General features: G+C 53.4%; 18 protein-coding genes. 13 read left to right on the forward strand and 5 right to left on the reverse strand.

Going from position 1 to position 18,953, the window contains the following annotated elements; genetic code table 11:
- Nucleotides 1–148: 148 nt before the first annotated feature.
- From U2949_RS14715 to tauC, 6 genes are all read left to right on the forward strand, one after another.
- Nucleotides 149–1,528, forward strand: a complete 1,380-nt coding sequence (locus U2949_RS14715) for a hypothetical protein (RefSeq protein ID WP_321288498.1) — start codon at nt 149–151, stop codon at nt 1,526–1,528.
- A gap of 324 nt (nt 1,529–1,852) precedes the next feature.
- Nucleotides 1,853–2,362, forward strand: coding sequence for a GNAT family N-acetyltransferase (locus U2949_RS14720; protein ID WP_321288622.1), 510 nt, complete (start codon nt 1,853–1,855; stop codon nt 2,360–2,362).
- 106 nt (nt 2,363–2,468) lie between these two features.
- Nucleotides 2,469–2,816 (forward strand): hypothetical protein, encoded by a 348-nt coding sequence (locus U2949_RS14725; RefSeq protein WP_035269148.1) that lies wholly within the window; start codon nt 2,469–2,471, stop codon nt 2,814–2,816.
- 233 nt (nt 2,817–3,049) lie between these two features.
- Nucleotides 3,050–4,048: a taurine ABC transporter substrate-binding protein gene (gene tauA, locus U2949_RS14730; RefSeq protein WP_321288501.1), complete on the forward strand. Its 999-nt coding sequence runs from the start codon at nt 3,050–3,052 to the stop codon at nt 4,046–4,048.
- Between the two features lie 5 nt (nt 4,049–4,053).
- Nucleotides 4,054–4,839 carry a taurine ABC transporter ATP-binding subunit gene (gene tauB / locus U2949_RS14735; protein ID WP_321288503.1) on the forward strand — a complete coding sequence of 262 codons (786 nt, stop codon included), beginning with the start codon at nt 4,054–4,056 and terminating at the stop codon, nt 4,837–4,839.
- 16 nt (nt 4,840–4,855) lie between these two features.
- The gene (gene tauC / locus U2949_RS14740; RefSeq protein ID WP_321288505.1) at nt 4,856–5,746 is read left to right on the forward strand and encodes a taurine ABC transporter permease TauC; all 891 of its coding nucleotides are present in this window, start codon (nt 4,856–4,858) and stop codon (nt 5,744–5,746) included.
- A gap of 259 nt (nt 5,747–6,005) precedes the next feature.
- Here tauC and U2949_RS14745 read toward each other — a convergent pair whose 3' ends face one another.
- Nucleotides 6,006–6,710, reverse strand: coding sequence for an SDR family oxidoreductase (locus U2949_RS14745; protein WP_321288507.1), 705 nt, complete (start codon nt 6,708–6,710; stop codon nt 6,006–6,008).
- A gap of 104 nt (nt 6,711–6,814) precedes the next feature.
- Between U2949_RS14745 and U2949_RS14750 the strand changes: the two genes are divergently transcribed.
- The 7 genes from U2949_RS14750 (at nt 6,815) to U2949_RS14780 (ending at nt 13,879) form a co-directional block, all read left to right on the forward strand.
- Nucleotides 6,815–7,687, forward strand: coding sequence for a LysR substrate-binding domain-containing protein (locus U2949_RS14750; protein WP_321288509.1), 873 nt, complete (start codon nt 6,815–6,817; stop codon nt 7,685–7,687).
- Nucleotides 7,688–7,733: 46 nt separating this feature from the next.
- Nucleotides 7,734–7,874, forward strand: coding sequence for a hypothetical protein (locus tag U2949_RS14755; protein WP_266140786.1), 141 nt, complete (start codon nt 7,734–7,736; stop codon nt 7,872–7,874).
- The gene (locus U2949_RS14760) at nt 7,871–8,215 is read left to right on the forward strand and encodes a zinc ribbon domain-containing protein YjdM (RefSeq protein ID WP_026484515.1); all 345 of its coding nucleotides are present in this window, start codon (nt 7,871–7,873) and stop codon (nt 8,213–8,215) included. Before U2949_RS14755 ends, U2949_RS14760 begins: the two co-directional genes overlap by 4 nt.
- Before the next feature lie 195 nt (nt 8,216–8,410).
- Nucleotides 8,411–8,905 (forward strand): RNA polymerase sigma factor, encoded by a 495-nt coding sequence (locus U2949_RS14765; RefSeq protein ID WP_321288512.1) that lies wholly within the window; start codon nt 8,411–8,413, stop codon nt 8,903–8,905.
- A complete protein-coding gene (locus tag U2949_RS14770) occupies nt 8,902–9,846 on the forward strand; it encodes a FecR family protein (RefSeq protein ID WP_321288514.1) in 945 nt (314 codons plus the stop codon). Before U2949_RS14765 ends, U2949_RS14770 begins: the two co-directional genes overlap by 4 nt.
- 101 nt (nt 9,847–9,947) lie before the next feature.
- Nucleotides 9,948–12,665 (forward strand): TonB-dependent receptor, encoded by a 2,718-nt coding sequence (locus U2949_RS14775; protein ID WP_321288516.1) that lies wholly within the window; start codon nt 9,948–9,950, stop codon nt 12,663–12,665.
- Between the two features lie 191 nt (nt 12,666–12,856).
- The gene (locus tag U2949_RS14780) at nt 12,857–13,879 is read left to right on the forward strand and encodes a cytochrome-c peroxidase (RefSeq protein WP_266140785.1); all 1,023 of its coding nucleotides are present in this window, start codon (nt 12,857–12,859) and stop codon (nt 13,877–13,879) included.
- Nucleotides 13,880–13,972: 93 nt separating this feature from the next.
- On the opposite strand, the gene dctP is transcribed toward U2949_RS14780, so the two are convergent.
- The 4 genes from dctP to U2949_RS14800 all read right to left on the reverse strand — a co-directional run bounded on the left by dctP (nt 13,973) and on the right by U2949_RS14800 (nt 18,693).
- Entirely contained in the window at nt 13,973–15,070 is a 1,098-nt protein-coding gene (dctP, locus tag U2949_RS14785) for a TRAP transporter substrate-binding protein DctP (RefSeq protein ID WP_026484510.1), read from the reverse strand.
- 18 nt (nt 15,071–15,088) lie between these two features.
- Nucleotides 15,089–16,411 carry a TRAP transporter large permease gene (locus tag U2949_RS14790; RefSeq protein WP_321288519.1) on the reverse strand — a complete coding sequence of 441 codons (1,323 nt, stop codon included), beginning with the start codon at nt 16,409–16,411 and terminating at the stop codon, nt 15,089–15,091.
- The gene (locus U2949_RS14795) at nt 16,401–16,901 is read right to left on the reverse strand and encodes a TRAP transporter small permease subunit (protein ID WP_026484508.1); all 501 of its coding nucleotides are present in this window, start codon (nt 16,899–16,901) and stop codon (nt 16,401–16,403) included. Before U2949_RS14795 ends, U2949_RS14790 begins: the two co-directional genes overlap by 11 nt.
- Before the next feature lie 385 nt (nt 16,902–17,286).
- Nucleotides 17,287–18,693 carry an amino acid permease gene (locus U2949_RS14800; protein ID WP_026484507.1) on the reverse strand — a complete coding sequence of 469 codons (1,407 nt, stop codon included), beginning with the start codon at nt 18,691–18,693 and terminating at the stop codon, nt 17,287–17,289.
- Between the last annotated feature and the right edge of the window lie 260 nt (nt 18,694–18,953).

Consider the following 18,953-nt stretch of genomic DNA (forward strand, 5'->3'; position numbering starts at 1 on the left):
CCTAGTGGTGAGCGTGGACGCCTCGGCACTATTGTGTCTTGCTTGAGGGTGTTTTTTGGACTATAAGATCAAATTAATTTCCTGTGTTTATTAAAAAACTTTTGGCTTTAATTTAAATGCCAATAGATTGTATTGTTTAAAATAAAAAATGACATCAGATAGTAATATTGAGCCAGGCTATGATTCTGGGAAAAATAAAGATTTAGATCTTGTGATTTCTAAGGGAGTAAGCGATAAGGTTTCAAAATTAATAAAATCTGTGGTTGATAGCTATGTTTCTTCAATTAAGAGTATTTTGGATACAGCCGGAATAGCTCTTCCGCATATATCTAAGTGGAAAAAAAGCGAAATTGAAAAAATAAATAAAAAAATTGAGCAGCTTCTGCCTGAAATTCCCACTACTCTCGACGGATTAAATAGCTACGCGTTAGAGTCTGCTCGCGATTTTGCTGAATTCACTAATGTGATAAGGAGACTTGAGGAGCTTAGGTTGGAGAGCTCCTCTGCAGTTTTGGCGAAAAGCTTATTTACTCAGTTGTTTGCTGAGTTTGATTCATATATGGGTGATTTGCTTAAGGCGATATATTTAAAAAACAATAATTTATTGAAAGGTATTTCACGGGAAATATCTCTATCTGAGATAATGGATCACGAAGACTTGACTTCGGTGAAAATGACCATGCTTGATAAAGAGATAGAAACCTTCAGGCGTGATAGTTATGTTGAGCAGTTTTCTAATCTTGAAAAAAAATTTAATTTGCAGTTAAGGAAATTTCCTGAGTGGGGGAAGTTTGTCGAGCTATCTCAAAGAAGGAATATATTGATGCATAATGGTGGTATTGTAAGCGATCAATATTTATTAGTTTGTGATAGAGAGGGATATAAATTTGAGTCTCGCCCTAAGCTGGGTGAAAATGTTGTCGTTACTTACGAGTATCTTAGCTATTCCGCCCGTCTTTTATCTAAGGTTGGATTAATGCTCGGTTATACTTTATGGAGTAAGATTTTTCCTTCCGAGTTAGAGAGCATTCATTCCTCTCTTAATGACACTATATATATGTGTTTGCAGCAAAAGCGATGGGAGCTTGTTTCTGATTTATTTGATTTTGCCTTAAGCGATCAAATGGTTAAGGGTATATCGGAAATTAATTTAAGGATTAGAATAATAAATATTGCGATTGGTCTTAGTTTTTCTGAAAAAAAAGAAAAATCGTTAGCTGTTATTGATTCATTTGATTGGTCTGCAAGTTATAGAGATTTTAGGCTTGCAATTTCCGTATTAAAAGAGGATTTTGAGGAAGCTGTTAAGCTAATGAGAAGTATTGGGAGGACTGGCGAATTGGTTAATCAAGCTGCTTATCATACATGGCCATTATTCGAGAAGTTCCGTGAACGACCCGAGTTTTATGATGTTTATTTTGATATTTATAAAGAGCCTTTTTCTGAGAAGGTGGATACTTCTAAGGGGGTTGTTGAGGCTCATGCAAAATCAAATGATGAAATTCGGGGGGGTAAAAATGAATTGTAAAAGTGAAAGTTTTTATTGATTTGCCTGATTGGAGTATGATTTTTGTCTTGTTCTGGGGGTATGGGCATCAAAGCAGATTTTTGGTAGTAATTAATCGTTGGTGCTATGGTAAAGATAGAGTATGTGTAGCGAAGACTTAAAGTTTGGCCTGCTGATTGGAAAATATCTACGCTATAGGGCTTGTGTTAATTATAATCCGCAGGTCCCCTGTTCGAATCAGGGATGCGCCACCAGGATAAAGAAAACGGCCCACAGCAATGTGGGCCGTTTTTTATTGCTCGTCGGGATGATGGAAAGCCGTCGGTGTTTACTTATACTGGGCTCATGACAAAACTCATCATCCGCCCCGAGACTTTGGCTGATTTTGCTGCCATCGAGACTGTTACAGGGGCTGCGTTTCGTGACGCGCCTCATACAAGCCACAACGAACAGTTTATTCTTGCTGCCTTGCGCGATGCGGGAGCATTAAGCGTTTCCCTGGTTGCGGAGCAGGGTGGCTCCCTTCTTGGGCATGTCGCCGTGTCACCCGTTTCCATCTCCGATGGCACCTCAGGGTGGTTTGGGATTGGCCCTGTCTCTGTGATCCCAAGGCTTCAGGGCCGTGGTATCGGGTCGCAGTTGATGCGTGAGGCCTTGGGGAGGCTTGCCGAGCAGGGTGCAGCGGGCTGCGTTGTTCTTGGTGACCCATCCTACTATCAACGATTCGGATTCAAACCTGAAGCCAGGCTTGTGTTGCCGGGCGTCCCTTCTGAGTACTTCATGGCCCTGTCCTTCGGGCAAGTTGTGCCAGCCGGTACGGTTACTTACCACCCGGCATTTAGCACGCCGGTTTGATGTTGGCGATTAGGCCGAGCAAGGCGTTCAGGATGGTTTGGTTTTATTAAAGACGGTAGCCTTGCCATAGTCTGCTGTGTTTCTTGTCCAACTCAAGGTTAGGCTCATGAACTTATTCAAACGTGCTGGAGCCCTTGCGCTGTTCGTACCCGTCCCGGCTTTGGCGTCCGATGGTTTGCTGACCCTGGTTGCTGGAATTCCTGTTCTGCTTGTGGCGACCATTGTTTTTGCCGTGCTGCTGGCAATACGGTCTCGCAACCTCATCAAGACGCTGGCGACGATCCTGTTTGTCCCAACCTTGCTATTCGGCCTTTACAGCGCCTTGGATGCGGTCACCCTGTTGCGCGATTTTGGGACGGAGAACTTCAGCATTGGCCTTGCTTTCTTTGCGCTATTGGTGCTGGTTTGCGTGTTGTTCTTCCTGATCGTTCGTGGGCACTCAAAGACACGCTAACGGCTAGATGATGGGCTTTGTTTTGATCTTGTCCTTGCATATAAGGGGGGCAATTCTGTTGAGGCAGAGTTAGACGCTTTTGAGCCGGTTTATCGCCCGTTCGTCTTTACACCTCATAAATTCGCGCACTAACAATAAGCGAAATCGGTCTTTTGACCCTCAAGTTCTTTTGTCTATTCTGATTCCTCGACCTAAGGGCTTATCAAGCCGCCACCATCATCGAGGAATGCTTCATGTCGTTGACGAAAACTCTGCAGCATCTGGGCCTGGCTTTAGCGGCCAGCGTCGTATCTCTAAGCGCGCAGGCCACCAGCCTGACCGTTGCTTATCAGACCATTCCCACTCCATCCAATGTGCCTCAGGCCGATGGCGTTTATGAAAAAGAAACGGGCGCGAAAATCGACTGGCGTAAGTTTGATGGTGGCGCTGAAGTCATTAATGCCGTCGCTTCCGGCGATGTGCAGATTGCCTATTTAGGCTCCAGCCCCTTGGCCGCTGCGGCCAGCCGTAAGTTACCTATCGAGACATTCCTGATTGCTGCTGAGCTGGGCACCAGCGAAGAGCTGGTGGTGCGTAACGGTTCGGGTATTCAGGCTCCGCAAGATCTTGTTGGCAAGACGATTGCCACGCCTTTTGTGTCGACCAGTCACTACAGTCTGCTGGCTGCGCTCAAGCATTGGAAGATCGACCCCAAGCAGCTCAATATCATTAATCTGACTCCGGCCAATATCGTAGCAGCCTGGGCTCGCGGTGATATTGATGGTGCCTACACGTGGGACCCGGCCTTGAGCAAGGCCAAGGAAAGCGGCAAGGTGCTGATCAGTTCTGGGGAGCTGGCCAAGTTGGGTGCTCCGACTTTCGATGTGTGGTTGGTGCGCAAGGATTTTGCGGAAAAACATCCGGATATTGTGTCTGCTTTTGCTCGTGTCACCTTGGCTGCGTACGAGAGCTATACGCATGATCCTGCTGCCTGGGTTGCCAATGCCGACAACATCAACAAGCTGTCTCGCCTGACTGGCGCGACGCCTCAAGAAATCCCCAATGTGCTGGCTGGCAGCGGCTTTTTATCTGCGGCTGATCAGATCAAGACCTTAGGTCAGCCCACTGCCAAGGCCTTGGCCGATACCTCTGCTTTTTTGAAAGAGCAGGGCCGTATCGACGAGGTTTTGCCTGATTACGCCGGTTACACCACCGGCAAATATGTCGAGGCGGCTGCCTCGTCGGCCAAGTAATTCTGATGGCGCAGTTAACACTGAATCGCGTCAGCGCACGTTATCCCGGTGCCGATCATTTGGCGCTGCGAGATGTGTCGCTGCAATTGGGGTCGGGGCAGTTGGTGGTGGTGCTGGGGCCTTCGGGAAGTGGCAAGACTACTTTGTTGAATCTGATTGCAGGCTTCACCTTGCCCAGTGCTGGAACGATTATCTTGGATGGCGAACCTGTGCGCGGCCCTGGGGCTGATCGCGGTGTGGTGTTCCAGGACGACGCCTTGCTGCCTTGGCAGACGGTTCTGGAGAACGTGGCTTTTGGTTTGACGCTGCGGGGGGAGTCCAAGGAGCAGCGGCAGGCTGCGGCCCGTCATCAATTGGCTTTGGTGGGGCTGGAGGGCTTGGAGCAGCGCCGTATCTGGCAATTGTCTGGTGGTCAGAAGCAGCGGGTGGGTATTGCTCGTGCTCTGGCAGCGGACCCGCGTGTGCTCTTGCTGGATGAGCCGTTTGGGGCGCTGGATGCCTTCACCCGCGAGCAGGCCCAGACGCTGCTGTTAAATGTTTGGCAGCGTAGCGCCAAGCCTGTTTTTCTGATTACTCACGATATTGAAGAAGCTGTGTTTTTGGCTACCGATCTGATCATTTTGGGTGGTACGCCTGGGCATGTGGTGGAGCGTTTGGTGCTGGATTTTGGGCGACGTTACACCGATGGGCAGCCGGTGCGTCAGGTGAAGTCCTCGCCGGAGTTCATCGCGGCGCGAGAGCGCGTGCTGGAGCATGTTTTCTCGGCGCATCCTGTTGCCGCTTCGGCCTGAACTTGGGAGATTGTTTATGAAATCCTCTGTCGCTGGCGAGGTTCTGCAAGCAGGCGATATCGCTGGTTTGTCGGGTGCTTCGTCTTTAAGCGTAGGCAGCGATTCCAAGCCTCATCAATCAACGTCCACTAAGCCTCGGCAAACGTCTATTGCCGTGATCAGTTTGCTTACCCTAAGTGGAGTGCTGTTCTTGTGGTGGGCCGTTACTGAGTGGGGCTATGTGGACCCGCTGTTTCTCCCATCACCCCAGGCCGTGCTGAGTCGCGTTTTTCGTCTGTTCTCTGTGGGCTATATGGATGCCACGGTGCAGCAGCATCTGGCGGCCAGTTTGTGGCGGATTAGCTTGGCATTGTTTGCCGCTGTCTTGTTGGCGATTCCTACGGGTATCGCGATTGGTCGTAATCGCATTGCCCAGGGCATTCTGGATCCTTTGATTGAATTCTATCGTCCGATTCCTCCGCTGGCGTATTTGCCGCTGATCGTGATCTGGTTTGGGATTGGTGAGCTATCAAAAGTACTGCTGATTTATCTGGCGATTTTTGCGCCGATCACGATAGCGACAGCTGGCGGAGTGCGTAATGTGGATCCGGTGAAACTGCGTGCGGCTCAATCTTTGGGGGCGACGCGTGCTCAGTTGCTGCGTTACATCATTATCCCCAGTGCCTTGCCTGATATTTTGACGGGCTTGCGCATCGGTTTGGGAGTGGGGTGGTCAACCCTTGTGGCTTCGGAGCTGGTTGCTGCCACGCGTGGTTTGGGATTTATGGTTCAGTCAGCGGGGCAGTTTCTGGCAACTGATGTGGTGATGGCGGGGATTTTGCTGATCGCTTTGGTGGCGTTTGTGCTTGAAATTGGTTTGCGTCGATTGCAGGCCAAGCTTGTTCCTTGGTACGGGCAAGCGCGTTAGCAGCTGGGGCTGTGATTGTTAGCCTGGAGTTTTTGGTGCAGAGGTTCAGAGTTGATGTTGTGCGGTGTGAGTAGGTCGGCTCCCGTTCGAGCCGACCTGGACTTCCAGGCACCGTAGCATTGGGTCAAGACATGATTATTGCTTTGCTGGTTTATGCCTCAGCTGCTGGATTGAACTCATGGATCCCATAAGGCCTTTATTTAGTGTGTGCACAGTAGCCTTAGTGTGAACACAGCCAGTCAGCTCAGCGCTTGGCTGCTCACACTGACCGAGTCAGCCCACCATCCACCTTGATGTTCTGTCCCGTAATGTAGCCGGCTCCATCCGACAACAAAAACGCAATTGTCGCGGCAATTTCCTCGGCTGTTCCATAACGTCCCATAGGCACACTTTCGCGACGTTCTTCGGTCGCCGGCAGGCTATCAATCCAGCCAGGCAGCACGTTGTTCATGCGTACATTCTTGGCTGCATAGCTGTCCGCAAAAATCTTGGTGAAGCTGGCTAGCCCAGCGCGGAATACAGCCGAAGTGGGGAACATCTCCGCAGGCTCAAACGCCCATGCTGTAGAAATATTCACAATAGCCCCGCCTCCTTGTGCGGCCATGATGGGGGCCACCAGTCGAGCTGGACGCACGGCATTCAGAAAATAGACATCCATGCCTTTGTGCCAGTCTTCGTCGCTGATCTCCAGAACCGGGCCGCGTGGACCGTGTCCGGCGGAGCTGACCAAGGCGTCGATACGCCCCCAGCGCTGCATGGCCAGGTCAACCAGGCGCTGTAAATCTTCGTTAGATTGATTCGAGCCAGTCAAGCCCACACCGCCCAGTTCTTTAGCCAATGCCTCGCCCTTGCCGGACGAGGACAGGATGGCGACGCGATAACCATCTTGAGCCAGTCTGCGGGCCGCAGCGGCGCCCATGCCCGAGCCACCTGCGCTAATAAGTGCTACTTTTTCTACAGTCATGAGAGCCTCCATATATTGAGATTGATATTATTATTTCAGCCTGGAATGGAAAAATCATGCGATAAATAAACCCTCCAGGATGTAGAAAAACTACTGTCAAAAAGATGATGAAATCTCGCCGTTCATTGCCTCCGCTCAATGCCTTGCGTGCTTTTGAAGTGTCTGGCCGTCGTTTGAGTTTTCGTGCCGCTGCTGATGAGCTGGGCGTGACTCAAGGTGCAGTCGCCCAGCAAGTCCGGGCCTTGGAAGAGCATCTGGGGCTGGCGCTTTTCCAGCGTCATCCGCGTGGTTTGCAGCTGACTTTAGCGGGCGCGGCCTATTTGGCCGAGGTGACTCGTGCTTTTGATACCTTGGCTGATGCAACAGGGCGCTTGTTGGTGCGACCCGATACGGTCACGATCAGCGTCACCCCCACGGTGGCGGCCAAATTACTGATTCCTCGTCTAGGGGATTTGCAGGCGGTCTTGCCCGATGTGGAGCTGCGTACCGTGGCAACCGAGGCCTTGTCGGATTTTGAGCGCGATCAGGTTGATATTGCTGTGCGCCTGACTCGTCCGCCATTTTCTGCGGATCTGGAGGCCCGGCTATTGTTTCGTCAGGATCTGGTAGCAGTGGCAAGCCCTCGTTTGGTAGGGAACATGATGCTTCCTTTGCCGATGGAGCAACTGCGTGCTTTGCCTTTATTGCATGATGCTCACGATCATTGGGCTACGTTTTTGAAAGGCGGTGGCAAATTGTCGGGTGCGGTGTTCAATCAGACAACGTTGGCATTGGACGCAGCCATGGCAGGTCAAGGTGTAGCGCTGGCATGCAAGGTTTTTGTGGCAGTAGATCTGGCCGCTGGGCGTTTGGTGCAGGTGGCGCAAGCAGGAACTTCGGGGCCGGATTTCTATCTGGTACGCAAGCGATCAGCTCCGGTCAGACAGTCGGTGGAGGCGGTATGGGATTGGTGCTTGAAGAGATTGTTAATTCTGTAGCCTGATGCGCAGCTTGTTTGCCCTTGTTAAGGGAGCTGACGTTGCTATGAGTGAAGCACGGCTTGGCCGCAAGCCCGTCGCCATGGTTGATGTGAATCTTGCGTTTTTGGTCTTCCTGATGCAAACGGCTAAACTGGCCGCACTTCTGGTGCAGCAGCACCCAGCTTTTTACAGGAAAAAAATATGAGCACACCGCTTCCCTGTCCTCAGTGCACCTTGGAAAATACCTACCATGACACGGAGCAATGGGTATGTGCCGATTGCGGTTATGAATGGCAAGACGCGGACCCGGCTGCCGAAACAGACACCGATGACGATGAGCTGATCGTCAAGGACAGCAACGGCAACTTGCTGGCTGCGGGCGACGATGTGATTCTGATCCGCGACTTGAAGGTTAAAGGCTCCAGCACCTTGAAGAAAGGTGCGAAGGCTAAAGGCATACGCCTGGTTCGTGGTGATCATGAAGTCGACTGCAAGATTGATGGCATCAGCTACTTGTTGAAGGCTATGTATTTGAAGAAAGCCTAAGCGCTCAAACTTGTTTTTTTGCAGGCGCAGCGTATAGACACGCTGCGCTTTTTTTATGTCTGCAGGCTGGAGAAGGCATCCAGGCGATAGCAACTATCAGCGGACGTATTGATGGCAGGTAGTAGCAAACAAGGTGCAGGACGTGTATATAATAATGAGAATGATTATTAATTAGATGTTAACCTGATTGTCTCTATGTCCAAGCTGACGGCGGCGTTCCTGACCCACTACCCGGATTTGATCCGCTATCTGCGCAGGCGTACTCACTGCTCTGAACTGGCGCAAGATTGCGCGCATGACACTTGGCTGCGTTTGCTGGAGAAGGGCAAGCAGGTCACGGCAGACAACCACCGGGCTTATGTGTTCAGAGTGGCCGCCAATATTGCGGCGGACTGGTATCGGCGTCAAACACGTGAGCAAGCTGCTTTCGATGGCTATGCCTTGAGCGTCGCCCATCACCATGCCCCGGATACATATGAGGAAGTGCTGGCCAAGGAAACCTTGCAGCGTCTGGAGCAGGCCTTGATGGCCCAGTCCCAGCGCAGTGTGCGGATTTTCATGATGCATCGCTGTGAGGAGATGAGCTACGCGCAGATCGCCCAGAAGTTGTCAGTGTCCGAGAGCACGATTGAGAAACACATGATGCGCATTTTGCTGGTGGCGCACCAAGTCTTTAACTCCGCAGTATGAACGCGCAACCAGATTCGGCCTGGAGCCGAGTGGATGAAGACGCTGCCCGCTGGGTGGTGCGTAAAGAAGGCACCAAGCTGGAGCCGGACGCCCTGGCTCAGTTTGACGCTTGGTATGAAGCCGATCCTTTGCATGCGCAAACCTATGATGCCTTGGTGGCCAGTTGGCGGCGGCTAGATCAGGTTTCGGTGCTGCCCATCGCTGGTAAAAAGAGAAAGTCCAGCGTCAAAACGCTGGCCAGTGCCTGTGTCTTGATGGGGGCGTCTTTTTACGCCTGGCAGATGTTCGAGCTGCAAGGCTCGATCCGCAGCGGGGTGGAGATCACTCAATTGAGTCTGCCTGATGGCTCGGTGGCGATTATGGACGCACAGACTCGTGTACGTCTGAATTTTGAAAATGGTCAACGACAAGTCAGCGTGGAGTCGGGGCGTGCCTTCTTTCAGGTGGTACCTGCTTCGCCCCAGACAGGCCCGTTCACTGTGCAGGCCGGTCCGGCACAGGCGACGGCTTTGGGAACACGCTACGAGGTCAGTCTTAAAGATCAGATCAGCGCCGTGGCGGTATACGAACATACCGTGCAGGTGCAGTGCCAGTCTTGCGATACCTCGCAGCCAGTAATCTTGCAGCCGGGAGACAGTGCCACGGTAGCGGGCGGGCAACTGCGGGCGCAGTTGGCTCAGTCTACGGCTTCCACTCAAGCGGAGGCGGCACCGGCCTGGACCAACGGTTTGTTGAGCTTTGATGATGTCAGCTTGCGGGACGTAGCCCGCCAGTTGGGCGAATACACACATCGAGTGATCTGGATTGGCAGCGAGCAGGCGGGGGCCACGCGAGTGTCCGGTGTGGTGCAAGCGACTCGTCCAGCCGCTGCCCTGACCTTGCTGACCTTGGGCCAAGGCTTGCAAATCAAGGAGTTACCAGGGTTTATAGTTATTTACTAATGATAATTATTATCAATTAAAAAATACGATGGCAATCAGGGGTGAGGGGAGAGGGGTAGCACAGCGTCCTGAGGGTAGTTGTTTACATAGGATGCTCAATCATGAAGTGCGCTTTGCAGGACACGCCGTCCCTTTTTGCCTTGCGCAGGCAAGTTCGCCCCGGCGTGACAACCGACTCTTTTTCTTCTTCCCAAGGCTCGCGCTTCAAGCAAGGGCAACTGGCTTTCTTGATGGCCAGTGTCTTGCTGCTGATGCAGCCCATGCCGGCACACGCTGCCGGGCCTATTGTGCTGGATATGGCGTCGCAGCCCTTGGCCGATGCACTCTTGCAGATTGGCCGTCAGGCCCAGGTGGAGATTGCGTTTTCACCGGGGCAGGTTCGGGAAAAGCGCGCCGTGGCCTTGCAGGGTGAACTGACGGTTGAGCAGGCTTTGGATACCTTGCTGACCCCTTGGGGACTGGCGGCCAGAGCCCAGGGCGATCAGCGTTATACGATTGTGACGGCCCCCGTTGCCAAAGGCTTGTCCGTGCTGGAGCCCGTCCGTGTACAAGGCCAGCGTGTTGGTGAACGCAACTATACCCGCGAGGAACTGGATCAACGCGCAGCGGGTAACCGTGATCTGTCCAGCCTTCTGGCCGATAACCCGGCTGTGCGTCAGAACGAGGCCGCAAAAACCAGTGCCAATCGTGGGTCTCTGGCGCTGGAAGATATCAGCTTCTACGGGGCCAGCCCTTTTCAGAATCAGTTCCAGATTGATGGCATCAGCTCCACCAATCAGATTGATCCTGCCAGCCGCAATTTGAATTTGCAGGTGGGCAATGTGCCTGCCTACTCCCAGGCCTACAACCTGGACACTAATATGCTGGAAAGCGTGACGGTGCTCGATAGCAGCATTCCCGTGGAATACGGCCGCTTCACTGGGGGCGTGGTCGATGCCAAGGTGCGTGATCCCAAGGGTGATAACAGCTTCCGTGCGGACTTCAGCTACAACTCTTCCGGGCTGACCTCGCAGACTGTACCTGAAGAGCAAAAGAAAAAGTTCGGTGCGGGTGAGCCCGGTTTCACCCCTGCCTGGACCAAGCGTTTTTCATCCGCCATGCTGGATGTGGGCATTACGGACAATACTGCGGCCTTGATCAATGTGTCCCGGCGTGAGTCCAGCATTGATCGCGCCATGCGCGTCTTGCACGAGAAGGAGTTCACCGATGTGAATACGAACTCCAAAGACCGTGTCGATAATGTGTTCGCCAAAATCCATACCCGTTGGAGTGGCAGCACGGATTCCGCCTTGACCTTCAAATACGCGGATCGGCGCGAGGATCTGGTCGATTCCGGCATGATGGCCAATCGTGTTCAGTGGCAGCATCAACAAAAAGCTTATGGTCTGGGCTTTGACCTGAACCATGATTTTGGCTGGGGGCAGGGGCGCTTGCAGCTGGGGTACGACCAGATGAACAGCTACCGTAATTCCGACGGTACGGAATATATGGTCAATATGGTGTTTCTGCCCAATGGCCGACCCGATTACACCTATATCAGCGGTGGTTTCGGGCAGGAGTCTACCGAGCAACGCAATCTGACCATGAAGACTCGACTGGAGTTCAAGCCGTTTCAGACCGGGGCAATCGAACATACGCCCTACGTGGGCTTTGAGCTGGCCCATACCAAGGGAGAATTTGTCCGAGATCGGGATGCCTACGGGGGGCAGAAACGCCATTACAGCGAGGGGCAGCCCAGCAAGGTTCAGGTCTTGAATTATTACCGCGCTGGAGAGGTGGGCGTCAGCTATACCAATGCGTCCGTTTATGTATCGGATCGCATGTCCTGGCAGCGTCTGGCCCTGACAACAGGCTTGCGCATGGATAAGGACAACTACTTTGGCAACACCAATCTGGCTCCGCGTACCTTGCTGGAATGGGATGTGCTGGGGACGGGTGAAACCCGTTTGTCGGGTGGCTGGTCGCGCTATTACGGCATGGATATTCTTGGAATCGCCATGCGCGAGCGCAAGAGCCAACTGCACACCTTGCTGGTGACGGGCGGCAATCCGGTAGACCGTCCTTCGCATACAGCCTACAAGCTGGATGGCCTGAAAACCCCGTATGACGACGAGTGGGCCTTGCGCTTGCAGCAACAGCTGACGAACAAAGTGGCAGCCGAACTGGCCTATGTGCGCCGCTATGGTCGTCAACAAGTCTCTATCGAAGGGCAGGCGAGGACGGGCTACATCTACACCAATAATGGCAAGTCCAAAACCGATGCCTTTACCTTGAGTCTGATGAATACGGCCCCTTGGACTTTGGGTGAGAGCTTGTGGACGGGGCGTGTGGATGTGACCTATCAGCACAGCAAGCGGAATAACAAGCTGGCCGACGGCTACGACGGCGAGGCGGAGGCACAGGAGGAGAACATCTATTACAACGGTGACCTGATACGCCGTGGTGATCGTCCAGTGGGGGACTACAACCTGCCTTGGCGAGTCAGCGCTGGCCTAACCGGCATGTGGGCGCGGTATGGCTTGCAGATGAACAATCGGATTAATTGGAACAGCGCCCGCATGGATGTGCACTATGTGGGTCTGAATAGGGGCGATGGGTTGGAGAAGTACGAGTCCGGTCGGGTTGGTTCCTACTGGACCTGGGATATGCGTCTGGACTGGGAGCCAGCCATGCTTAAAGGTCTGGGCCTGGGGCTGGATGTGCTGAACGTGCTGGACAAGCAAGCGCCCGTGGTTGTCTCGACCCCAACCTCGGTGCTGAACCCGAACCTTTATCGCACAGGACGAGAGCTGTGGCTGCGCGCTTCCTATCGGTATTAAAAGGAGGGCGAGCGGGCGCAAGTTTGCTGATGGCGGCACTGGGGACAGTGCTGTCAGGGGCAGCTTGCGCTGCGGGGGGAGTGGAGACAGGAGCGGACCAGAAGCTTGCCTCAGGTTTAGCTTCTGCTCCTGTGGTCATTACGGGGTCTTCCGCGTCGGAGACAACAGAGCAATCCTGTGGAGCTAAGGACATGCTTGAGGCCAGGTGTCTACGCACCCTCTATAAAAATATCCCCGCTCAATGGCCTGCGCCCACCATTGATCCGGGGCAGCCCTGGCAAGAGTGGGGGCCCGTGCCTGGGCCGGGCTCCAGCGCCCAGCCAGAAGCGGCAGAGGATGCCAGGAACACGCAGATCGTCTCCTTGGGTGCACGGCTGTTTTTTGACAAACAGCTGTCCCGTAAGAAGCAGATCTCCTGTGCCTCTTGTCATCAGCCCGACAAGTCCTTTACCGATGGCAAGGCATCAGCCGTAGGGGAGGATGGCTTGATGGGAAAACGCCGTACTCCACCCTTGTTTGCTGCGCCTTTTACTGACGCTCTGTTCTGGGATGGCCGTGCGCGAACCTTGCAGGAGCAAGTCGTCGGCCCCATAGAAAACCCGGTAGAAATGAACCATGCCTTGAGTGACTTGATCCCACGTTTGCAGGATTCGGAAGGCTATCGTCAGGCATTTCAACAAGCCTTTGGCGCATCCTCATCCAATTCCATTGACGCTGAGCGGCTGGCCCGAGCCCTGGCCGCCTATGTCGTTACCATTCGTCCGGCAGCAACGCGCTTTGATGAATTTATCGCCGGGAATACGGCTGCCTTGAATGATCAGGAACTGATCGGTCTGCATCTGTTCCGTACCAAGGCGCGCTGCATGAATTGCCATAACGGCCCCATGCTGACAGACAACGGTTTTCACAATATCGGCCTGTCTTTTTATGGGCGTCGCTTGCAGGATCTGGGACGATTTGAATGGACCCGAGATCCTGCGGATCTGGGGCTGTTCCGAACACCCAGCCTGCGCAATGTTGCCAAGGCAGGTCCCTGGATGCACAACGGTTTGTTCCCCAGCCTGGATGGCCTGTTGCGTATGTATGACGTAGCAATGGGGCCGGACCCTAAAGAAACCGGCCTTTTGGTGCCGCGTAAATCGGAACGGATACAGGTCTTGAACTTGAGCGACGAGGAGCTTCAGGCTTTGCTGGCCTTTCTGCAGGTCCTGTAGCGATCAAAGCGATTCAGGCTTGATTGCGGGGCGCATAAAAAAAGCGATAGTGGCGGACCACTATCGCTTTTAAGCTCATTGGAGGAGGGCGTTTTATTTCAGGCAGGCTTTGATTTTCTCCAGATCCGGGCCATCAATCGGACGTCCCAGATTGAAGGGCATGGAGGTTTCGCGCCAGTCCTTGTAGTCATGCAGGTATTCCATCTGGCTGGCATATACCTTGGCCGCATCAGGATTGCTGCAAGCCATGGAAATCATCACCTCGTTGGTGACTTGCTGAATGGTCTTCAGGCTTTCATCATCCATGCGGTGGATTTCCACGCCAGCTTTCTGGAAGGTGCGCAGACCTTCCGTCGCCTTTTTCTCTGTAAAAGCGATGGACCACATCATGGTGGCGTCGGCGGCAATTTGCAGTTTCTCCTTGGCCGAATCACTGAGCGCATCCCAGGCGGTTTTATTGATCATGACGCCAAACACGGAAGCGGACTGGTGCCAACCCGGCGTGGTCCAGTGCTTGGTGACCTGATGCAGCCCGGCAGAAACGTCCACGTTCGGAGTGGAGAACTCGGCTCCTTCAATCACGCCGCGTTCAAGCGATTGATACAGTTCCTGGCCAGCCATGGACACCTGCGTGCCACCAATTTTTTCGAGTACCTTGCCTTGCTCGAGTCCAGAGAGGCGCAGACGCTTGCCCTTGATTTCCTCCAGATTGCGAATCGGCACATTGGTATGGAAGCCGGATTCGTTATTGGTGATGGCGTAGGGGAGGTACACCATGCCGTACTTGCCGTAGATTTCGTTATAAAGCTCGGCGCCACCCCACTCCTTGATCCAGTTGGCGTAGTCCACGGCGTTGAACAGGCTGGAGTGTGTTCCTAAAGGGGAGAAAGCGGGGTTGCGGCCTGCCCAATAGCCAGGCCAGTCTGCTCCGGCTTGTATGGTGCCGGACTCCACTGCGCTGAAGACCTCGCCGGTTGGAACCAGTGCGCCGCCTTCAAAGAACTCGATTTTCAGTTCGTCGCCGACCAGCTTGTTAGCCAGCTCTACCCATTTCTTGTCCAGCTCCACCAGCTCGATCGAAGCGGGCCAGGTACTGGTCATGGTCCACTTTTGTGCCGCCTGGCTCAGGCTGGTCATGCCCAGCAGGGCAAAACCCGTCAAGGCGAAGAGTGCCTTCTTTGTCAGTTTCATGGTGTCTCCTTGTTTTATTTAAGTTCCGTACAAGACGGTGGGTAGCCAAGTGGCCAGGCCAGGGAAAATGACCAGCAAGATACACATCAAAATAATCAGGGCAATGAATGGAATGACTCCGGTAATGATCTCCATGGTTTTGACGGATTTGGGCGTAATGGCCCGCAAGTAAAACAGTGCATAACCAAAGGGAGGGGTCAGGAAAGAGGTCTGCAACACAACGGCGACCAGAATCACAAACCATAGCAGGCTGATGCCCATCTCTTGCACAATGGGCAACAGAATCGGAAAGGAAAGCAGGACAATACCGGTCCAGTCCAGAAAGCAGCCCAGCACAAAAATAATCAGCAGCATCACCACAATAAGCAGCCAGGGCTCCATATCCAGGCCACGCATCAGATCTTGTGCGGCACCCAAACCGCCGGTGATATTAAAGACGCCGGTAAAGGCGGTTGCACCCACCACGATAAATAAAATCATGGAGGAAGTACGGCCCGTTTCGTAAAGCGCATTCAGGAAAATGGACCATTTGAATTTGCCTCGGAAAATAACGATCAGCAGGGACAGCAAGACCCCAATGGCCGAGGCTTCCGTAGCCGTTGCAATACCGGCCAGCATGGAGCCCAGAATGCCCAGAATCAGAAAGATAGGAGGCACGGCTTCCACCAGCAGCATGCGGATCAGGGCGGGCTTGGAGACCTTTTCATCAGGCTCCACCGAGGGGGCACGTTCCGGGTGACGCCAGGCTACGAACACCACCCAGACGGCATACAGCAGGCCCAGCAGGACACCCGGTATCAATGCGCCAGCGAACAGCTCACCGATGGACAGGGGGGAGTAGCTGGCCATCAGGATCAACATGATGGACGGTGGAATCAGAATGCCCAGACAGCCGGAGGCCGCAATAACACCGGTGGTCAGCTTGGGGCAGTAGCCGTAGCGCAGCATGGGGCGCAAGGCCATCATGCCGGTGACGGTAATGGAGGCGCCAATAATGCCGGTGGTCGCTGCCAGAAGGATGGAGATGAACACCACGGCTAGTGCCAGCCCGCCACGAACTCGGGACATGAGCAGGCGCAAGGCTTCGAACATCTTGTCAGTCACTTCCGAGTCGGACAGGAAGCGCGCCATCAGGATGAATAAAGGAATGGCGATCAGGGTGTAGTTGTCCAGGACATCGCCGTAAATGCGGTTGACGACAATGCCCAGAACCATGGGCTTGCCAGCCACCAGTGCGCCGATCACGGCGGTACTACCTAGAACAAAGGCCAAAGGGTGGCCCATGAATAGCCCAAGCAGGAGCAGGCCACCCATGACAAGTGCGATCAGTTCAGGCGTCATGGTGAGCGGCTTCCTTCTGGGTCAACAAACGAATAACTTCAGCAATGCCCTGGAGCAGCAAAAGCGCGGCGGCCAGGACCATGGACATCTTCAAGGGGTAGACGGGCAACTGCACTGCGCCGTAAGTGGTTTCGCCTTGCGCCAGCGAGCGCATGGCGAAATCGTAGCTGCGAGTCAGAAATACCCAGGCAAAGGGGAAGAAGAAAATCAGATAGCCCGCAATTTCGGTCCATTTGCGCACGGTGGGGGAAAAGCGGTTGATTAGCAGATCCACCCGGACATGGGCCTGGTGTTTAAGTGCGTAGGCACCCAGCATCAGAAAGTAAAACCCATATAGCTGCTTGGTGACGTCAAAAGTCCAGCGAGTGGGCTGATTCATCGCATAGCGCATGAACACTTCGTAAATAATAATGGCGGAGAAAATGATGGCAATAAAGGAAATGAGCTTTCCTATCCATTCATTGATTGAGTCGATTAGACGCAAAACCATGCTTGTCCCTTTTGTACGTTTTTATTGGCCATACACCGGGTTTAGTCTATGAGTAAGCTCCAAAGCGCCACAACTTGGGTTTACCCTTACGTAAACTTGAGTTTAATAATTATGGGTAATAAGGCGTAAAAAAGGGTGATTTTCTTGGGAAATCGTGCTGGGCCTGAAGGTGAAAGCCAGGTTTTCGGGGCGACAATGAGCATTAAAAAAGCCACCCGTTTGGGTGGCTTTTTGCTGCCGGGCTCCAGCCTCGTTCCAGATCTGCCGTCCAGGGACAGCGAGTTGGAGTGTTGCCAGTGTGTGCCAGCCAAGTTGTGTAGAACGTGGCCAGACCCGACTGCATCAGCACGGCTCCGGGTAGAGCCGTGCCGTGTACTTCAACAACTTAGCGCATGTTTTGCGCCGCCAGGCCCAGAGCCAGATCCTGCTTCATGCGTTTCTTGTAGAAAGGCAGGCACAGGAACAAGGCCAGGAACCAGAAAGGCGTCGCAATCAGGCCGATCAGGGTTTCTTCTTCCTGGCTGAACAAGTACAGCGCAAAGGCAAAGAACGCCAGGGTCAGGTAGCACATGGGAATCGCAAAGGGCATTTTGTAGCTCGATGCGGCATGGGCCTCAGGACGAATGCGACGATACTTCAGGTAGGTGATCAGAATCACGGCCCAGACAAAGATGAAGCAGATGCTGGCCACGGTGGTCACAATGGTGAACACACGCATGACGTCGCCTTCTGCGTAAAGCAGGAACAGGCTGGACAGCAAGAGGGCGCACGAGTAGATCAGACCATTACGGGGGGTACCGTTACGCGACAACTGGCTGAAGGCTTCGGGAGCCAGCTTGTTCTTGGACAGACCGTACAGCATGCGGCCGGTCGAGAACATGCCGCTGTTGGCGGACGACAGCGCCGAGGTCAGTACCACAAAGTTGATGATGGCAGCCGCTGCACCCACGCCAATCAGCAAGAACATGTTTACAAACGGGCTCTTGTTGGGCGCCACAATGTCCCAGGGGGTGACGGTCATGATGGCGGTCAGGGCCAGCACGTAAAACACAATCACGCGAACGGGAATCTTGTTGATGGCTTTGGGCAGGTTCTTGGCAGGGTCAGCCGTTTCAGCCGAGGCCGTACCGACCAGCTCAATACCCACGAAGGCAAAGATGGCGATCTGGAAGGCCGCAAAGAAACCATGCAGGCCATTGGGGAACATGCCGCCGCGATCCCACAAGTGGGTCAGGCTGGCTTTTTCGCCGGTCGGGCCGACAAAGCCGGTGAACAGCAGGTACGCACCCACACCAATCAGGGCCACAATGGCGATGATCTTGACCAGAGCAAACCAGAACTCCAGCTCGCCAAACAATTTGGCCGACAGCAAGTTAAAGATCAGCAGGAAGGCAATGCATGCCAGGCCGGGTAACCAGAGCGGAATGTCCGGCCACCAGAATTGGGTATAGCCGGTAATGGCGACAATATCCGCAATACCAATCACTACCCAGCAGAACCAATAACTCCAGCCCAGAAAGTAGCCCATGGTGGGGCCGAGAATATCGGCGGAGAAATCCACAAACGATTTGTATTCCAGGTTATGCAGGAGCAATTCCCCCATCGCCCGCATAACAAAGAATAAAAAGAACCCGATGATCATGTAGGTAAACAAGACCGAGGGTCCGGCCAGGCTAATGGTGCGGCCTGATCCCATAAATAGCCCTGTACCGATAGCGCCTCCGATTGCTATCAGTTGCAGGTGCCGGTTTTTCAACGAGCGCTGCAGTCCAGATGAATGTTGCTGAGACACACTGTTCTCCTAATTTTTTTTCGTTCAAATGCGTAATTATGACTGTGCTGCGAGAAAACAAAGGGCACAACCCGTCCTCAAGGACGGTTTTCTTGATGCCGATCTAAATAAGCTGAGGAGCGCACAGCAGTCCTCCTTGTTCTGACGACATGAAATGTCAAAACAGACCTGTGTGCGATTAAAAATGGGAATAGGGATGTGGTATGCCAGGCGACCAGAAAAGGCGCCTGACTATCTGCTCATAAATAGGCTCCGGACGA

Source organism: Alcaligenes phenolicus, from assembly GCF_032063905.1.
Classification (GTDB): domain Bacteria; phylum Pseudomonadota; class Gammaproteobacteria; order Burkholderiales; family Burkholderiaceae_B; genus Alcaligenes; species Alcaligenes phenolicus.

Coding starts and splice junctions, on each gene's coding strand:
- U2949_RS14755 (WP_266140786.1), top strand. CDS start 7,734: ATGAGTGAAGCACGGCTTGGCCGCAAGCCCGTCGCCATGGTTGATGTG.
- tauB (WP_321288503.1), top strand. CDS start 4,054: ATGGCGCAGTTAACACTGAATCGCGTCAGCGCACGTTATCCCGGTGCC.
- U2949_RS14715 (WP_321288498.1), top strand. CDS start 149: ATGACATCAGATAGTAATATTGAGCCAGGCTATGATTCTGGGAAAAAT.
- tauA (WP_321288501.1), top strand. CDS start 3,050: ATGTCGTTGACGAAAACTCTGCAGCATCTGGGCCTGGCTTTAGCGGCC.
- U2949_RS14795 (WP_026484508.1), bottom strand. CDS start 16,901: ATGGTTTTGCGTCTAATCGACTCAATCAATGAATGGATAGGAAAGCTC.
- U2949_RS14775 (WP_321288516.1), top strand. CDS start 9,948: ATGAAGTGCGCTTTGCAGGACACGCCGTCCCTTTTTGCCTTGCGCAGG.
- U2949_RS14720 (WP_321288622.1), top strand. CDS start 1,853: ATGACAAAACTCATCATCCGCCCCGAGACTTTGGCTGATTTTGCTGCC.
- U2949_RS14790 (WP_321288519.1), bottom strand. CDS start 16,411: ATGACGCCTGAACTGATCGCACTTGTCATGGGTGGCCTGCTCCTGCTT.
- U2949_RS14770 (WP_321288514.1), top strand. CDS start 8,902: ATGAACGCGCAACCAGATTCGGCCTGGAGCCGAGTGGATGAAGACGCT.
- U2949_RS14780 (WP_266140785.1), top strand. CDS start 12,857: ATGCTTGAGGCCAGGTGTCTACGCACCCTCTATAAAAATATCCCCGCT.
- U2949_RS14750 (WP_321288509.1), top strand. CDS start 6,815: ATGATGAAATCTCGCCGTTCATTGCCTCCGCTCAATGCCTTGCGTGCT.
- dctP (WP_026484510.1), bottom strand. CDS start 15,070: ATGAAACTGACAAAGAAGGCACTCTTCGCCTTGACGGGTTTTGCCCTG.
- U2949_RS14765 (WP_321288512.1), top strand. CDS start 8,411: ATGTCCAAGCTGACGGCGGCGTTCCTGACCCACTACCCGGATTTGATC.
- U2949_RS14725 (WP_035269148.1), top strand. CDS start 2,469: ATGAACTTATTCAAACGTGCTGGAGCCCTTGCGCTGTTCGTACCCGTC.
- U2949_RS14760 (WP_026484515.1), top strand. CDS start 7,871: ATGAGCACACCGCTTCCCTGTCCTCAGTGCACCTTGGAAAATACCTAC.
- U2949_RS14745 (WP_321288507.1), bottom strand. CDS start 6,710: ATGACTGTAGAAAAAGTAGCACTTATTAGCGCAGGTGGCTCGGGCATG.
- tauC (WP_321288505.1), top strand. CDS start 4,856: ATGAAATCCTCTGTCGCTGGCGAGGTTCTGCAAGCAGGCGATATCGCT.